Annotated in this window: 16 protein-coding genes; 6 read left to right on the top strand and 10 right to left on the bottom strand. The window is 69.1% G+C overall.

Translation table 11 applies throughout. The features are described 5' to 3' along the window. On the bottom strand, nucleotides 1-449 hold a 449-nt coding region (locus tag ACFWX1_RS02500; RefSeq protein WP_378383039.1), incomplete at its 3' end, for a PadR family transcriptional regulator. Between the two features lie 86 nt (nucleotides 450-535). Here ACFWX1_RS02500 and ACFWX1_RS02505 point away from each other — a divergent pair. From ACFWX1_RS02505 to ACFWX1_RS02530, 6 genes are all read left to right on the top strand, one after another. Beyond that, nucleotides 536-1102, top strand: coding sequence for a hypothetical protein (locus ACFWX1_RS02505; RefSeq protein ID WP_378383040.1), 567 nt, complete (start codon nucleotides 536-538; stop codon nucleotides 1100-1102). A gap of 14 nt (nucleotides 1103-1116) precedes the next feature. After that, nucleotides 1117-2421 (top strand): carotenoid oxygenase family protein, encoded by a 1305-nt coding sequence (locus ACFWX1_RS02510; protein WP_378383041.1) that lies wholly within the window; start codon nucleotides 1117-1119, stop codon nucleotides 2419-2421. Between the two features lie 73 nt (nucleotides 2422-2494). Beyond that, nucleotides 2495-2617, top strand: coding sequence for a hypothetical protein (locus tag ACFWX1_RS02515; protein ID WP_378383042.1), 123 nt, complete (start codon nucleotides 2495-2497; stop codon nucleotides 2615-2617). A 299-nt stretch (nucleotides 2618-2916) separates the two neighbouring features. Then, nucleotides 2917-3621: an MFS transporter gene (locus ACFWX1_RS02520; protein WP_378383043.1), complete on the top strand. Its 705-nt coding sequence runs from the start codon at nucleotides 2917-2919 to the stop codon at nucleotides 3619-3621. Between the two features lie 279 nt (nucleotides 3622-3900). Beyond that, nucleotides 3901-5001 carry a sensor histidine kinase gene (locus tag ACFWX1_RS02525; RefSeq protein WP_378383044.1) on the top strand — a complete coding sequence of 367 codons (1101 nt, stop codon included), beginning with the start codon at nucleotides 3901-3903 and terminating at the stop codon, nucleotides 4999-5001. A 1-nt stretch (nucleotide 5002) separates the two neighbouring features. Further along, entirely contained in the window at nucleotides 5003-5605 is a 603-nt protein-coding gene (locus ACFWX1_RS02530) for a response regulator (RefSeq protein WP_378383045.1), read from the top strand. 9 nt (nucleotides 5606-5614) lie between these two features. On the opposite strand, the gene ACFWX1_RS02535 is transcribed toward ACFWX1_RS02530, so the two are convergent. From ACFWX1_RS02535 to mpaB, 9 genes are read right to left on the bottom strand one after another with little or no spacing between them, the layout of a single operon-like run. Beyond that, nucleotides 5615-6238 (bottom strand): hypothetical protein, encoded by a 624-nt coding sequence (locus tag ACFWX1_RS02535; RefSeq protein ID WP_378383046.1) that lies wholly within the window; start codon nucleotides 6236-6238, stop codon nucleotides 5615-5617. Then, the gene (locus ACFWX1_RS02540; RefSeq protein WP_378383047.1) at nucleotides 6235-6906 is read right to left on the bottom strand and encodes a hypothetical protein; all 672 of its coding nucleotides are present in this window, start codon (nucleotides 6904-6906) and stop codon (nucleotides 6235-6237) included. The genes ACFWX1_RS02535 and ACFWX1_RS02540 overlap by 4 nt, the downstream gene beginning before the upstream one ends. Further along, the gene (locus ACFWX1_RS02545) at nucleotides 6899-7600 is read right to left on the bottom strand and encodes an ABC transporter ATP-binding protein (RefSeq protein ID WP_378383048.1); all 702 of its coding nucleotides are present in this window, start codon (nucleotides 7598-7600) and stop codon (nucleotides 6899-6901) included. Before ACFWX1_RS02545 ends, ACFWX1_RS02540 begins: the two co-directional genes overlap by 8 nt. Next, a complete protein-coding gene (gene mpaP / locus ACFWX1_RS02550) occupies nucleotides 7597-9210 on the bottom strand; it encodes a daptide biosynthesis intramembrane metalloprotease (protein WP_378383049.1) in 1614 nt (537 codons plus the stop codon). Before mpaP ends, ACFWX1_RS02545 begins: the two co-directional genes overlap by 4 nt. A gap of 1 nt (nucleotide 9211) precedes the next feature. Next, on the bottom strand, nucleotides 9212-10411 hold the full coding sequence (locus tag ACFWX1_RS02555; protein WP_378383050.1) for a YcaO-like family protein: 1200 nt from the start codon (nucleotides 10409-10411) through the stop codon (nucleotides 9212-9214). After that, nucleotides 10408-11520: a daptide-type RiPP biosynthesis dehydogenase gene (mpaC, locus tag ACFWX1_RS02560; RefSeq protein ID WP_378383051.1), complete on the bottom strand. Its 1113-nt coding sequence runs from the start codon at nucleotides 11518-11520 to the stop codon at nucleotides 10408-10410. The genes ACFWX1_RS02555 and mpaC overlap by 4 nt, the downstream gene beginning before the upstream one ends. Then, the gene (gene mpaD, locus ACFWX1_RS02565) at nucleotides 11517-12737 is read right to left on the bottom strand and encodes a daptide-type RiPP biosynthesis aminotransferase (RefSeq protein ID WP_378383052.1); all 1221 of its coding nucleotides are present in this window, start codon (nucleotides 12735-12737) and stop codon (nucleotides 11517-11519) included. The genes mpaC and mpaD overlap by 4 nt, the downstream gene beginning before the upstream one ends. After that, nucleotides 12730-13500, bottom strand: coding sequence for a daptide-type RiPP biosynthesis methyltransferase (gene mpaM / locus ACFWX1_RS02570; protein WP_378383053.1), 771 nt, complete (start codon nucleotides 13498-13500; stop codon nucleotides 12730-12732). The genes mpaD and mpaM overlap by 8 nt, the downstream gene beginning before the upstream one ends. Then, nucleotides 13497-14480 carry a daptide biosynthesis RiPP recognition protein gene (gene mpaB / locus ACFWX1_RS02575; protein WP_378383054.1) on the bottom strand — a complete coding sequence of 328 codons (984 nt, stop codon included), beginning with the start codon at nucleotides 14478-14480 and terminating at the stop codon, nucleotides 13497-13499. The genes mpaM and mpaB overlap by 4 nt, the downstream gene beginning before the upstream one ends. Between the last annotated feature and the right edge of the window lie 153 nt (nucleotides 14481-14633).

The following is a 14633-nucleotide window of genomic DNA, read 5'->3' on the forward strand; positions in this document are numbered from 1 at the left end:
AACTCGAGCGAGATCCGGCCGTACTTCGCACCGGGGCCGGGTCCCCATTCGGTCACCCGCTCGATCTCACGCAGCGCTTCGAGCCGCTCCTCGAAGACGGCGAGGTTCTGCTGGAGATAGGTCCGCGCCTCTTCCGGGGACAGGACGCTGAGGAAGAACACCCGCAGCAGGCGGTCATCGCGCTTGGTGCCGTCCGGGACCACGTCGATGAGCCAGTGCCGGAGATCGGCGTGCCCCTCCGGGGTGATCTCGTACTCCTTGCGGCCGCGCGGCCCCTCCGCCGCGACTCGCACGAGGCCCGCCTTCTCCATCTTCCCCAGTTCGCCGTAGAGCTGACTCTGCGTGGCCGGCCACACGTAAACGAACCGCTCCTCGAAGCGTTTCAGCAGGTCATAACCACTTCCCGGCTGCTGCGCGAGCAATCCCAGCACGGCGTGACGAAGGCTCATATCGGACACCTTACCTTCCACTATTGACATGTGCGGAACCGACCTTCTAACTTCGACATGTCAAAATTGGAACGTCAAGGGGTGTCATGAACTACCTGCGCAGCTTTCTTCCCTGGATCGCCTTCGCGGTGGTCGCGACCCAGTTCGACTGGCGCCACTCCGCGCTCGTCGGCGTCGTGCTCTCCGTGGGCACCCTGCTGTGGGAGCGCCGGACCGGACGCGCCTGGGACAGCCTGGTCATCGAGCTGAGCGCGCTCGGGTTCTTCGTGCTGCTGGCCGGATTCGCCTTCGCCCTTCCCGATTCCGCGGTGCGCGACCAGGTGGACCCGCTCTCGTCGGCCTGGCTGGCGCTGACCGCGTGGCTCTCGATCGGGATCAAGAAGCCGTTCACGCTCGGCATCGCCCGCACGATGGTCTCCCGCGATCTCTGGGACAACCCGGTCTTCCGCCGCACCAACGTGATCATCACCGCCGTCTGGGCCGCGAGCTTCACCATCCAGGCGATCGCCGGCGCGTTCCTGCTGACCTACGCGCCGCACGCCTCTCTCGCGCTCATCACGATCAAGGTGCTCGGGTTCGCCGTGCCGATCGCGTTCACCATCCGCTACCCGAAGATCGTCCGTGCCAGGGCGACCGTCCACATCGCACAGTAAGGAACCCACCGGACATGGCCACCACCACGTTCCACCGCAAAGGCAACTACGCCCCAGTGCATGACGAGCTGACCGCGTACGATCTCGAGGTGACCGGTGCGATCCCGCCGGAACTCACCGGCTGGTACCTGCGCAATGGCCCGAACCCGCGCGACGAGAACAAGCACTGGTTCATCGGCGAGGGCATGCTGCATGGCGTCCGGCTGGAGAACGGCCGCGCCGCCTGGTACCGCAACCGCTGGGTCCGGACGGCGAGCTTCCTCGACTCCGGCCGCACCCTCTACCGCGCCGACGGCAGCCGGGACCTGCACGCCGCCAACGCGAACACGCACATCATCAACCACGCGGGCCGCACACTCGCGCTCGTCGAGTCGTCGCTGCCGTACGAGGTCACGAACGAACTGGAGACGGTCGGCGCCTACGACTTCGACGGCAGGCTGTGCACGCCGATGACCGCGCACCCGAAGATCTGCCCCACCACCGGGGAACTCCACTTCTTCGGCTACGACACGCGGCCGCCGTTCCTGACGTACCACCGGGCCGACGCCGACGGGAACCTCGTCGTGTCCCAGCCCATCGAGGTCGCCGCGCCGACGATGATGCACGACTTCACCCTCACGCCGAACCACGTGGTGTTCATGGACCTGCCGCTGGTGTTCGACCGCGCGCTGGCCGGCTCCGGCGAGATGCCCTACCGCTGGGACGACCACTACGGCGCGCGCCTCGGCGTGCTCCGCCGCGATGATCCGACCGGCGCGGTGCGCTGGTTCACGATCAGCCCGTGTTACGTGTTCCACGCGCTCAATGCCCACGAATCGGGCGACCGGATCGTGCTGTACGTGATCCGGCAGGAACGCACGTGGCACAAGGGTTACGCGGACACCGCTCCCTTACTCTGGCGCTGGACCATCGACCTCGCCACCGGTTCGGTGCGCGAGGAACAGCTCGACGACGGGCCGTGCGAGTTCCCGCGCGTCGACGACCGGCTCGCCGGGCTCGATTCGCGGTTCGGGCACGCGACCGGCACGAACGGGCCGGGCGCCGAGGCGCCGACCACGCTGCGCCGGTTCGATCTGCACCGCGGCACCGTCGAAACCTACGACTTCGGCAAGGGGCGCACCCCTGGCGAAGCCGTGTTCGTGCCGTCAGGCGACGGCGAAGAGGGCTGGCTGATGACCTACGTCTACGACGCGGCAAGGGACGGCAGTGACCTGGTGATCATCGACCCGACGGACCTGAGCGGCCCGCCGATCGCCATCGTCCACCTGCCACAGCGGGTGCCCGCGGGCTTCCACGGCAACTGGATCCCCGAGGCCTAGATGACTGATTCCGTGAAGATCAGGTGAAGGGGCTGCTGTGTGGGTATGAGAGGAGGGTGTTCAAGGTCAAACCGTGACGAAAGAACTGAACACCCTCCGGGTTGGTCGTGGGCGGCGGCCCGAGCTGACCGGCAGTGAGCTGATCACGATGGCCGTGGCGCAGATGCTGCTGCGCTACGACAGTGAGCGACCCTGACAACTGGCGACGTCGCGCTGATCGCGCCAGGCCGGTTGATCGCCATTCGTCGGCCATAGCGAAGCACGTGCCCGTCAAGGGGCACGGCCCCGGGCCGGGATCGCTTGCCGATCGTGGATCCGTCCGCCGCCGGACCACCTCGGCGGTTCCCGTCGAGAACGTCAGCGAACGCACGGTAAAGCCGCATACCGTCCACTCGGGAACACGGCTTTCACCTCACGTCGGCGTAATCGTGAATGTGCTCGGCCGAGTTCGGACAACCCCGTACGAGCCAGGCCCCGGCGCTCTACGGTAAGCGCATGTACACGCCTCCACCTGTCCCTTACCCGGTTGCCGCGCCCGCCTGGTGGCAGGTGCTCGGACCCGGGTTCGCCGCGTTGATCGGGCTGTTCATGCTGACCGTGATCTACCGGTTCGATGGCATGTCGGAGATCCAGCGCGATCTCGCCTTGTCCAACCAGAGCCTGCTCCTGGTCGGATTGGTCGCCTATCTGGCCGGTGCGGTGCTCACGGTGCCCATCGGGCTCCTGGCCGGAGCCCGCGTCCCGACGGTGGCAGGCATCTGCGCGACCTGCTTCCTGCTCCTCGGTGTCGTGCTGGCCGCCTTCGCCGGCACCGGTGTCCTCCTGATGCTCGGCCGCGCCTTCTCGGGCCTGGGCACAGGCGCGGCAGCCGGCGCGACGGTCGCGCTGATCCTGAAGCTTCGCCAACGGCGCGGCGTCGTCGCCGGGGTGACCGTCGTGCTCGCCGTGCTCGCCCTTGGCCTCGCGCCGGTCATCGGTCAGGTGATCTCCGAAGCGACGGGGTACCGGATGAACCAGTTCCTCGCGATCCCGTTCCTGCTCATCGCGCTCGTCGTCAACGGGGTCATCGGTCTCGTCCGGCTCACCGCGGCCAAGCGCCCAGCGCCGCCCGGCCCGAGCGGCGTGCCGTACCCGCCGGCGGGCACGGCCGGTCCCGGGTGGCGGCCCCATTCCGGAGGATCCGCACCCGGCCCGGGGTGACGAGTACGACCAGCCGTCGGGATGCCCGAACTCGGAGGAGCCGGCGGGCGGGTCTGTTTCGTGGAACTCTCAACAGGTCAACTCTGGTATTGCCGTCGCCCGAGATGCGAACGTGGGCAGGCGGGCTCGCTTGTGCATGCCGCATCCCGGCGGGGCTGTCGCGGTACAGCCTTCCTCGATGGGGGTGCTGTTCGCCGGCCCCATTGGCCGGGGTAATTCCGTCAGCGATGAGCGCAGCCGAGGTCCCCCGGCCGGAAAGGTTCTGGGGGAGGAGCGGTTTTGCGGGTTACCGAGCGGCGGTCCGCGCTGGTCGTCGTCGCCGTCGAGCTTGGCTTTCCGCTGAGCCTGCTGGCGTGGCGGTATTCGCTGCGGCATGCCTCGACCGTGCTGGCCGCGGAACTCACTCCCGTCGTCCACCTGCTGCCGCTGCTGGCGGTTCCGCTGCTGATCCTCATCGCGACATCGCTACGCCGCCTTCGCCACGGGCCGCCGCCATGGTGGTGGACGGTCTCCGCGCTGATCATCCAGCTCGCCCTCACCCTGGTCGCCGAACACGAGGCGGATACGACGGTATTGACGCTCGTTCTCGGATGTACGCTGCTTGTCACGGTGCCGGGGCCCTGGTCCTGGCTGATGTTCACCGCGACGATCGTCACGGGTGTCGCGATGCAGTGGACGGCTCCCGCGGCCGCGATGCTGGGTCTGCTGGCACACAACCTGTTCGCGGGCGCGGTAATCTACTCCGGCGTGCGCATGGGCGAGTTCGCCGTGGCACTGCGCCGAGCCCAGGACCAGCTTGCCGGGCTCGCTGTGGTGCGGGAACGCGCACGGGTGTCTCGCGATCTGCACGACAACCTCGGCCAGGAGCTCACCGCGATCGGACTGCGCGCGGAACTCGCCGCGCGCCTGGTACACGAAGCACCCGAACACGCCGCCACCGAAATCCAGAAGGTGCAGCACATCACCGAAAAGGTCATGGACGACGTCCGCCGGATCGCCCGGGGCCACTGGCAACCTGTGTTCGAGGACGAACTGGCCACCGGCACCGCGTTGCTGGAATCCTCCGGGGTGCGCTGCCGGACGCGCCTGGGTGCCGTCCCCGGCGCCCGGATCGCGCCGATCGCCGGATGGGCGCTGCGTGAAGGAATCACCAACGTCCTCAAGCACAGCAGCGCACACCACTGCCTGATCAGCACCGAAATCCACGATGAGCGGTTTCGCATGGTCATCGAGAACGACGGGGTCCGGCGGACCGGGCCGCCCGGCACCGGGATAGCCGGGATCACCGACCGGGCACGCGGGCTCGGCGGGCACGTGTGGTCGGGCCGGGTCGCGAGCAGACGATTCCGGCTTGTCCTCGAGATACCGGACGGAGAATAAGATGCCCGGCACGATCAGGATCCTGGTGGCCGAGGACATGGCCGTGCTCCGTGACGCGCTCACCGCGTTGCTGGCGCTCGAATCCGACATCGAGGTCGTCGGCGAGACCGATCGCGGTGACCGGGTCCCCGGGCTCGTCGCCACCTGCGAGCCGGATGTCCTGGTACTGGACATCGATCTGCCGGGCCTGAACGGTCTCACCCTCGCGCGACGCCTGCAAGGCCCCCGGATCCTTGTGCTCAGCGCGCTCGACCGGCCCGGCGTCGTCCGTGAGGCGCTCGACGCGGGAGTGCGAGGGTTCCTGCCGAAAGGGGTGTCCGTGGACATGTTGACCGCCGCGATCCGGCAAGTCGCCTCCGGCGAACTGGCGATCGCACCCGAGCTGCTGGCCGCTGCGATGCGGGACGGGAAGAACCCGCTGAGCGAGCGTGAGCAGGTGATCCTGCGCCGGATCGCCACCGGCGCCACGGCCGCGGACATCAGCCGGGAACTGCACATGGCGATCGGCACCACTCGCAATCACATGACCCGGGTGCTGCGCAAACTCGGAGCCCGCAACCAGATCGAGGCGATCAGGACGGCCGAGCGGTCCGGCTGGCTGTGAGCTCCGTGCCTAGCCGAGGTCCCGGGTGGTCATCGACCACCACGCGACGGTACCGGCCATGAGCACCCAGGCCAGCAGCACGATCACGGCGAGCGGCGGCGAAAGCAGGTTCGTGCCGCCGTCGGTGAGCAGGGACATGACCGCGCCGAAGGGCAGTGCCTGGCCGATGTCCGGCCACAGGTGCAGCACCAGCGCCGAACCGGCGAACGTCCCGAACGCCGTGACCGGCGCGAGGAAGTAGTTCCCGATCACCACACCGAAGCACAGGCCGATGACCGCGCTGACCGCGGCGGCCAGTATCGCGCCGAGCAGGATTTCGAAGTCCCAGGTCGTTCCTCTGGCGATCGCCGCGCAGGCACCGCCCACGATTCCGAGCAGACCACCGCACAAGGCGGTCGCGACGGCTTTGGCCACCAATGCCGAGGTTGTATGTCCAATGAGGACAGTTCTGGCGAGTGTGCCGTGACGCCGGTCGAGCACGTACCTGAGCACCCCGTAGAGCGTCGCGGCGAAGGCCGGCTGAGCAATCCCGCCGGACGGCACGGACAAGACCGCTGTCATCGCCAGGCAACCGAGCAGGACATAGTCGGTGGGCAACCGCAGGAATTCGGCGCGCAACAACCGGAGAGTCATCGGATTTCCCGCTTCCGGAAGAGCCGCCAGCCTGTGAACGCCGCGAAAGCCAGCCACCCTAACCCGATCGCGGAACTGGCCACTGGACCGAACAACCCCGGAAGCGGAGCCTGGACGATGCCCGCGAGCGCGCTGGCGGGGAGAAACCGCGTGACTTCGGGAGCCACCAGGCCCAGTGGCAGTTCCAGCGCGAAGGGCACCAGCAGGGAAACAGCCGTGGCGACGTAGTAGTTCGGCAGGATCCAGCCGATCGCCGCTCCGAGGGCGCCTGCCAGCGTGCACGCAGCCAGACAGCCCGCGAAGGCTTGCCAGGCGCCGGGATCGACTCCACGGACCGCCACGATGATCGCGCCCCACCCCACGGAACCCACCATTCCGGCCGCGAAGCCGCTTGCCGCTCCCGCGATCAGCTTGGCCGCGAACACGGGGGCCCGGCGATGCAGGAGCACGAGCCGTTCGATCGATTTGTAGTAGTAGTCGCGCGTTACCACGAACGAACCGAGGAAAGCCGCGGCGACCGGACAGGCCGAGAGGTAGACCACCATGTCCTGGCCCGCGCCGGTGATCTGCCAGGCAAACCAGGGCAGCAGCAGGGTGTAGGCCAGCACGAACAGCATCCAGAAGCCGCTGCGCGCCTTGAGCAACTCCGTGCGAACCGCCTCACGCATGGCTCACCAGCTCGAAATACCGATCCTCGAGCTGGTGGGCCCCGTGGCCGGTGAGCGCGTCGAGTGAACCCGCGAACACCGTGCGCCCGTTGATGATCACGACCTCGTCCACGGTCTGCGCGAGTTCGGCGAGCTGATGACTCGACAGCAGCACGGTCCCGCCTCGGTCGGCGAAGGACCGCAATAGCAAGCGCAGCCAGCGAATCCCTTCGGGATCGAGTCCGTTGGCCGGTTCGTCCAGCACCAGCAGTCCGGGGTCGCCGATCAGGGCGGTGGCCAGGCCCAGCCGTTGCCGCATCCCGGTGGAGTACCGGCCGAGGCGGCGCCGCGCCGCGTCGGCCAGTCCGACCTGCTCCAGCACGGCGTCCACCCGTGCTCGGGACACTCCGGCGGCCGTCGCACAGATCTGCAGGTGACGGCGGCCGGTGATACCGGTCTCGAAGCCGACGCCTTCCATGTGCACGCCGACCTGCCTCGCGGGTGCCTTGAGCTGCCCGTAGGACCGGCCGAACACGGTCGCGTGGCCCGCTGTGGGGCGCACCAACCCGAGAAGGCCGCGCAGCGAGGTGCTCTTGCCGGCCCCATTGGGCCCGATCAGCCCGACAACACGACCGGTTCCGACTTCGAAGTCGAGGTCCCACACGGCCGTCACGCTGCCGTACCGTTTGCCGAACCCGCTGAACTTGATCGTCATTCTTCTCCCTTGAACAGGTGTTTCCAGACGGTGAGCACGTGTTCGCGCAGCAGCCATCGCCCGAGCGGCCGGCTTCCTCCCGGCACGGTCGCGCCGCCTCGCGTGTCCAGCCGCGACACCGGCGCGTCGTCGAGCGGCACGATCACCGCGTCGATCGCCGAGCCGGATCGGAACGGCATGAGCGCCTCCGCGGGGACTTTCATTGCTCGCGGCTCTCCGGCTCCGGTACGCGCCGTGCCCAGGTCCGTGGTGAGAAAGATGCCTTTGCGTTGCAGCAGGACAGATTCGCCCGGACGCACGGTGGTGAGAGGTGGCAGTACCAAATGGACACCTGAAGGGTCCACGACGTAGCCGGCCCTGGTGTCGTCCCGGACTTCGATCAGGCCCAACGGCAACGCGACCATTCCGGACACGACCAGGGAGGCCATCGCGAGCCTGCACCGGCCGGCGCCGCCGCGTTTCGCGTCCCGCAGGGCGATGAACGCCTTGCGGCCGAGCCAATACAGCAGAAATCCGGTCAGCAGCAGCTTCGCGGCCGCGCCCACGACACCCAAACCGAGCAGCAGCGGGCTCCACCGGCCGATGACCAGCGTGAGCACCACCGCGGGGAACACGAGGCACAGCAGGCCGAACGGGACCGCCCACCGCCGGTCTGGCAAGGCCCGGTCGTAACGTACGCCGAACAGGACGCGAACGAGCCATCCGCGCGCGTCGGCCATCGCTTTCTCGCGCAGCCGGGGAATGTCGAGATATGCCATCAACGCCAGGTAGCCGTCGAGCTTGATCCACGGAGCCAGGTTCACGGCGCCGGCGAGGTAGGAGGCGATCGCGAAGCCGAGGACCGTGGCCCGGCCGTCACCGGTGGGAAGGGCCAGGGCGAGTAACGCGGCGAGACTGCCGATGACGGCCTGAGTGGCCACGCCCGCCATCGCGACCCAGACCCGCTGCCGGGGCCGCGCGAGCCGCCAGCCGTCGGTTACTTCGCAGAAGCAGACCGGTGTCAGGTAGAACAGCATGATTCCGAGCCAGCCGGGCCTGCCCCGGAAATGCGTGAGGGTGGCGCCGTGCGCGAGTTCGTGGACGAGCGTGGTCGCGCCGAGGCCGAGCCAGATCATCGCCCCGGAACTCATCGGCAACGGCCGGGAGAGCGCGTCGGCCAACGGGGCGCGCTGCACGACCAGCGCGGTCAGGCCGGCCAGGATCACCGCGCCGGTGGTGCCGAGGACAGCGCGGCCGGACAACCTGGTCAGCATGGGGCGCAAGGGATCCAGCAAGCGAGCAGCTTCGATCACACGCAGCCGCAGTACCGTCCATGACTGGGTCGTGAACCGGCGTTCCGGTGACGGCGGCCGGTTTCCCGGCTCCAGGAGCAGGCCGAGTCCGCTGAACATGCGCACCGCGTCGCTCACCTGATCCGGCGTCCAGCCCAGTGCGGCCGACAACGCCGCGGTGTCGCGCTCGCCGTCGAGGGCGGAAAGCAGTTCCCCCACGTCGTCGCTGACCCGCAACGGGTTGGTGCCGGGACGCTCGATGATCCATGGCGCGCCGTCGGTCAATGGGCTGTGCACGGTGATCCACGGAGCACGCCGTGGCCTCGTCGGGTTTTCCATGTCAGATCAGCGGATGGGGGAAGGAGCGGACGGGTTTCGTGATCGCCGCCGCGATCCGGGTGTGCTGCCAGGTGAACTCGTGCCGCTCGTCCATCCGCAACGGCTGGTAGCCGGAGACCACGACCTTCACCGCATGCCAGCCCATGGCCCGGTGCGCTTCGGGCAACCGGGCCGTCAGGTCGACCGCGACCGGCAGGCCGCCGTCGGCCACCACGGCCGACACCAGCTCGGTCAGCGAATACGACGGGCGGCTCACCGCTCCCGGCGCGGTCACGGCCAGTCCGCGCAACCGTCGCTCGAGTTCGGTGACCGCGGTTTCGGTCTGCCACAGCGCGGCGCGGTCCATGTCGTCACGCACGACTTCCGGTACGGGGCGCCGGCCGATCCGCCGCAGTGCTTCGCGGACCTGCAGGGACTCCTGGAGCGCGATCAGCAGCGCCCGGCCCAGATCTTCGTGTGCCTTGACGCCCACAGCGGCGCGGCCATCGTCGATCACCGCCCCCAGCACGCAGTGGAAGCCCGGCAGTACGGGAACGCGCAGCAGCCGGGGTCGCAGTCCCTGCCCGCACACCGAGCGGTACAGCCGGGCGAGATGGCGCCAGTCGGCCGTCGGGCAGGCAGCGGTGATCTCGGCCTCGACGTCGAACTCCTCGAGTTCCACCTCGGCGGTCCACGCGACGCCGACCGCGTCCCGTTCGATCAGCTCCAGTAAAGCGGCGCGCAGCGCGAACTCCCGGGTCGGACCGGCAGCGGCCCCCGAGGGCGTCGGGTCGAACCAGGGTTCCTCCGCCGGGTAGTCGACCAGCCCGGCCGGCACCCAGACGCTCCCGCCCGAGTCCAGGCGCCAGCCGCGGTACCAGCGCAGTAGCCGGTCTCGGGCGCGCGCGTCGCCGAGGCCGTCGAAGTCGAGGCCGGTGCCGCCGAGCGCGGCGCTCGTCGCGTCGATCGCGACGGGTCCACGGTCACCGGGGAACAGGGCGAACCGTTCCACCGCCTCACCGGCAGCGCGCGAGATCGTGTCCGTGCGGCTCACCCCGCAGGCGCCGACGATGTGGACCGGGTATTCGTCGATCGTCCGCCCCCGGACGGCGAGGCCGCCGATGTCGGCCGAAACGTTCCACAGTGGAGGGCCCGGCGGCCGCGGTGGCGCCACTCGCCAGCCTCGGGAGAGACCGTTGGCGGGATCCAGGGTTTTGATCATGTCGAGCACGACAGCGCACCCCCGTAGAGTTCTTCGATATCGGCGACGGTGAGCCCGGCGAGCATCGGCAACCGGCCACCCCACGAGCGGACCGCGCTCTCCGCGGCTGCCCTGATCACGTCCGCCGGAGCGGCGAGTTCATGCTCGATCCGCCAGCGCCGCACCAGGTTTCGCAAACCCGAGACCGGATCACCGTGGTCGAGTCCGCTCCAGGCCTCGGTGAGTGACGCGGCGTTGCCGTACCGGGTGTCACCTTCGAGGATCCGCGACCAGACCGCCGGGAGCAGGCACGCCGTCGCGACCATCTTGCGCACGCCCAGCGCGCAGGAAAGTTCGTTGGCCAGGTACCAATGTTTGGCCGAATACCGGCCGCGGCCGGCGAGTGCCCAGCCCGTGTGTGTGGTGGCGCTGAGCATCGCGACGGCGAGGCGGGCATCCCGCCCGCTGTCGCCCGCCGCGATGCGATCGCCGACGGCCACCAGCTGAGCGGCCAGCGTGGCCGCCTCGGCGTCCGGCAGCCCGCCCACCCGAGCACTTCCCGCCACCGGGCCGAGTATCCGCAGCAGTGCCTCCAGCGTGCCCTCGCGCAGCAGGTGTCCAGGAAGCGTGGCGGTGCGATCGGGGTCGAGCACGGCGAGGTCGGGGCGCAGCGCGCGGCCCGCGACGATCCGCCGGTCCTGGCCGATCCGCACGCACGCGACCGCGCTGACCTCCACCCCCGTGCCCACGGTCGTAGGCACGAAGACCCTGTGCACCAAGGGTTTCCGCGCTTCGGGCAAGGTGATGGCACCCGCTCTCCGGCCCCAGGCTTCCATCAGGTCCGCGAGCGCGGGGTCGGCGTGCACCACGCACGCGAGCTTGACGACGTCCAGCACGCTGCCGCCACCGATGGCCAGCACGGCGTCCGGGGCGTACTCGCCCAGACGCCGTGCCAGCCCTCGGACCGCTCCGAACCCGGTGTCCGACGCGTCGAGCCGTACCGCCTCCCCCTCGAAGGCGATCGTGGCGTCGACGATCGTGAGCGTTCGCTTGCCAAGCGACCGGCGTGCGGAGTGGAGCGCACCGGGCCCGGCGATCACCGGGGTCGGCGCGTCGCGACGAAGCATCATGCCGCCACTTCGTCCAAAGTAGACACAAGAAGCGCTTCCAGCTCATCGAAGTCCGCTTCGGTGTAGGTCAACGCCGGAACCAGCTGCACACAGCCGGGGCCGGACTGCACGAGGAGTCCCGATCGTCGTGCCACGGCCATGACTTCCGCGGACTGCCCGGTCAGTTCCAGGGCCCGGAAGCAGCCGCGTCCGCGATGCCCGGTCACCATCGCATGAGCGGTGAGCCGCTCGAGCAGCTTGTCCAGGCGTGCGCTGGTGCGCGCCGCGAGCTCACTCGCCCCGAGCCGTCGCATTTCCTCGACGGTGGCGAGTACCGCAGCGCAGCTGCTCGGTGCGCCCGCCTGGGTTTCGCCGTGGACCAGGACCGCGTCGGCGCGTTCGAAGTCCTCGCAGATTTCGTGCGAGACGACGACGGCCGACGCCGCGCAGGTCCCGTTCGTCAGTCCCTTCGAGGTGATCAGCACGTCGGGGCGCACCGGCCAGTCCTGCGAGGCGAAGTACGGCCCCGTCCGGCCGAAGCCGGTCGCCACCTCGTCGGCGACCACCAGGAACCCGTGCTCGGCGCGCAGCCTGCCGAGCGCGCTGACCAGCCGTTCGGACACCTCGTAGGCGCCGGAACCGAGTACGGGCTCCAGCACGACCGCGGCGACGCGATGCCCTTCCCTGGCGAGCAGGGTTTCGAGTTCGGTTTCGTCGTGGTGGCCGACATGGCGTACGGCCCGCTGGTCCACGCCGTAGCCCCGCTGGCCGAGTTCTTCGCCGGTGAGGGAGAACGCGCCGTAGGTCAGGCCGTGATAGCTGCCTTCGAGTCCGACCACGACCTGGCGCCGCTCCTCGCCGCGCAGTGCTTGACAGTGCCGGACAAGCTTCATCATGACGTCGTTCGCGGCTCCGCCGGAGGTGGAGAAGAGGACCCGGCCGTACTGTTCCGGACCGCATACCGCCAGCAACGCGTTCGCCGCGCGCACTGCCAGGTCGTGTCCGCCGCGGAACAGGCTCAGGTATGAGGCTGTGGTCAGCGATTCGGCCACCGCGTCGGCGATGGCCGTGTTGCCGTAGCCGAGGTTGACGTTCCACAAGCCGCTCGTCGCGCACAGTGCCCACGATCCGTCGGCGAACCGGACACGGGTCCCCTGAGCCGCGACCGCGTGCCGGTCCGGTCTGCCGTATTCGCTCGGCGGGATCAGCGACTCCCACACCGGATGGCGCTCAGGCATGACGGCAGACCAGCCGGTAGGGAACTTGTTCGCCGGCCGTGCCGTGACGCTGTTCGACGACTTCCAGGCCCGCCAGCGCGAGTTCGGTCGTCAGGTCGCCGGAAGCGAGTAAGTGGACCTCGCTGGTGAACAGCTCGCGGCCGACCGTCACGTGGTCGTCGACGGTCTCGGTGAACACACTGGTGGTACGCACGCCCCGGCGGCCGTCGAAGTGCTGGTGCAGGGTGAGCACGGTGCCACCGTCCGGGACAACGGCGATCCGCTCCGCGGCACGCGTCCTCGACGTGAGTGCCGGGGCGAAGTCCATTCCGCTGACATAGAACACGCCGTCCGGCGTGAGATGATCGGCCACCAGCCCGAACACGGTCGCCCGCTCGGCACGGTCGAGCAGGCACACCGACGAGGCGGCCAGCACGATGAGGGCGAAACCCTCGTCGAAGGCGAACCCGCTCATGTCGGCCTCGACCACCCGGATCCGTTCATCCCGGCTCCGCAGGATGTCCAGCAGCGCGGCGGAATTGTCGAGCGCGACGACGTCGTGGCCGCGCGCCGCGAGGGGGAGGGCCAGCCTCCCGGAGCCACAGGCGAGCTCCAGGATCGGCCCGCCGCTCTCTCGTGCCAGCCGGAGCACCTCGGGCAGTTCCGAAAGATCGCGGCGGCACATCGCGTCGTAGACCACGGCGCCCGCCGGGCCGTAGAGCGGCTGAGGACGCAGCCCGTACAAAGCCGCGAGCTGCCCCGCCGTACCGGGAGCCGCGGTCATGCCGGCACCTCGGCCCGCAGCGCGCCCGCCTCCACGAGCTTCGCGACCGTGGTCTCGACCGCGCTCGGCGCGGCGGCGCCGAGGCCGAGATGCTGGGCGGCGAGTTCGGCGGCCTGGCCGGCGGAGCCGGTGAGCAGGACGAGTTCGAGGATCTTCGCCGCGTCCCTGCCGAGCCGGAAAACCCGTTCCCGCACCGGATCGCACATCAGGAACTCGTCGTCATGCCACAGCAGCAGCGGTGCGTCGACAGGCTCTTGGAGATCGGGCAGCCCCTCGGTGAGCCGGGCGCCGAAGCCGGAGACCGCGTAGCCGGATCGCCCGTTCGCCCGCAGATCGCGCAGTGTGTCGACGGCGCGCAGGTAGCGGGACAGCCATGGACGGCTCGCTCGCGCCTCGTCCAGCACCGAAGTATCGATCACACCACCAAGGCAGGTCTTGTCTCCGGTGTAGGTGAAGGATTCGACGGTGCCCAGCGGCGGACCGCCCGGCGCCGTGCGCACCTCGCCGGCGGCGCTCACGTGCAGACGCCGCGCTCCGGCGCAGGGATGGGTGGTGCCGAGCGCACACTGGTCGGCGAGGAAGACACCGGGATGCAGCAACTGCTCGACGAAGACGCCCCGGGCCCTGGCCAGATCCGCGTCCTGCAGAAACCCCGCGTAATCGGCCTCGCCGCCGATCCTGACGACCGTCGGGCCCGCGACGGCGAGGAACGGCGTCGCCAGGTAGTCCTGGGTGTAGACGAACAGATCGTCCCCGACGAGAAGCTCGTCGCCCGGCTCGGACAGCCCGCCCTCGTAAGCAACGATGGGAGGATCGCCGGGTTCGGGACTGAACACGACTCCATTCGGGCCGGACAGTCGCACGGCGTGGTCGAGATGCACGGCGGACTCGAGAAAGACAATCCGCTCCGGGCCATCGGCGGACGGGACCATACCGCCTGCCAGTTGCACCACGGCCGCGAGCACAGGCTGCTCATCCATAGTTCTTCTCCCCATCCTGCTGAGCGCGCGGTCTATCGCGCCGGCAATGGCAGAGTAACGGAACAACCGGCAAAGAACGGGAAACCGGGAAATATTCCCGATCATTCGGGAAATGTTCCCGAATGCCGGAAAACGGCCGCGCAACGGATTAGT

This window comes from Amycolatopsis sp. NPDC059021 (assembly GCF_042739895.1).
Taxonomy (GTDB): Bacteria; Actinomycetota; Actinomycetes; order Mycobacteriales; family Pseudonocardiaceae; genus Amycolatopsis.

Coding starts and splice junctions, on each gene's coding strand:
- ACFWX1_RS02505 (WP_378383040.1), top strand. CDS start 536: ATGAACTACCTGCGCAGCTTTCTTCCCTGGATCGCCTTCGCGGTGGTC.
- ACFWX1_RS02510 (WP_378383041.1), top strand. CDS start 1,117: ATGGCCACCACCACGTTCCACCGCAAAGGCAACTACGCCCCAGTGCAT.
- ACFWX1_RS02520 (WP_378383043.1), top strand. CDS start 2,917: ATGTACACGCCTCCACCTGTCCCTTACCCGGTTGCCGCGCCCGCCTGG.
- ACFWX1_RS02530 (WP_378383045.1), top strand. CDS start 5,003: ATGCCCGGCACGATCAGGATCCTGGTGGCCGAGGACATGGCCGTGCTC.
- ACFWX1_RS02535 (WP_378383046.1), bottom strand. CDS start 6,238: ATGACTCTCCGGTTGTTGCGCGCCGAATTCCTGCGGTTGCCCACCGAC.
- ACFWX1_RS02540 (WP_378383047.1), bottom strand. CDS start 6,906: ATGCGTGAGGCGGTTCGCACGGAGTTGCTCAAGGCGCGCAGCGGCTTC.
- ACFWX1_RS02545 (WP_378383048.1), bottom strand. CDS start 7,600: ATGACGATCAAGTTCAGCGGGTTCGGCAAACGGTACGGCAGCGTGACG.
- mpaP (WP_378383049.1), bottom strand. CDS start 9,210: ATGGAAAACCCGACGAGGCCACGGCGTGCTCCGTGGATCACCGTGCAC.
- ACFWX1_RS02555 (WP_378383050.1), bottom strand. CDS start 10,411: ATGATCAAAACCCTGGATCCCGCCAACGGTCTCTCCCGAGGCTGGCGA.
- mpaC (WP_378383051.1), bottom strand. CDS start 11,520: ATGATGCTTCGTCGCGACGCGCCGACCCCGGTGATCGCCGGGCCCGGT.
- mpaD (WP_378383052.1), bottom strand. CDS start 12,737: ATGCCTGAGCGCCATCCGGTGTGGGAGTCGCTGATCCCGCCGAGCGAA.
- mpaM (WP_378383053.1), bottom strand. CDS start 13,500: ATGACCGCGGCTCCCGGTACGGCGGGGCAGCTCGCGGCTTTGTACGGG.
- mpaB (WP_378383054.1), bottom strand. CDS start 14,480: ATGGATGAGCAGCCTGTGCTCGCGGCCGTGGTGCAACTGGCAGGCGGT.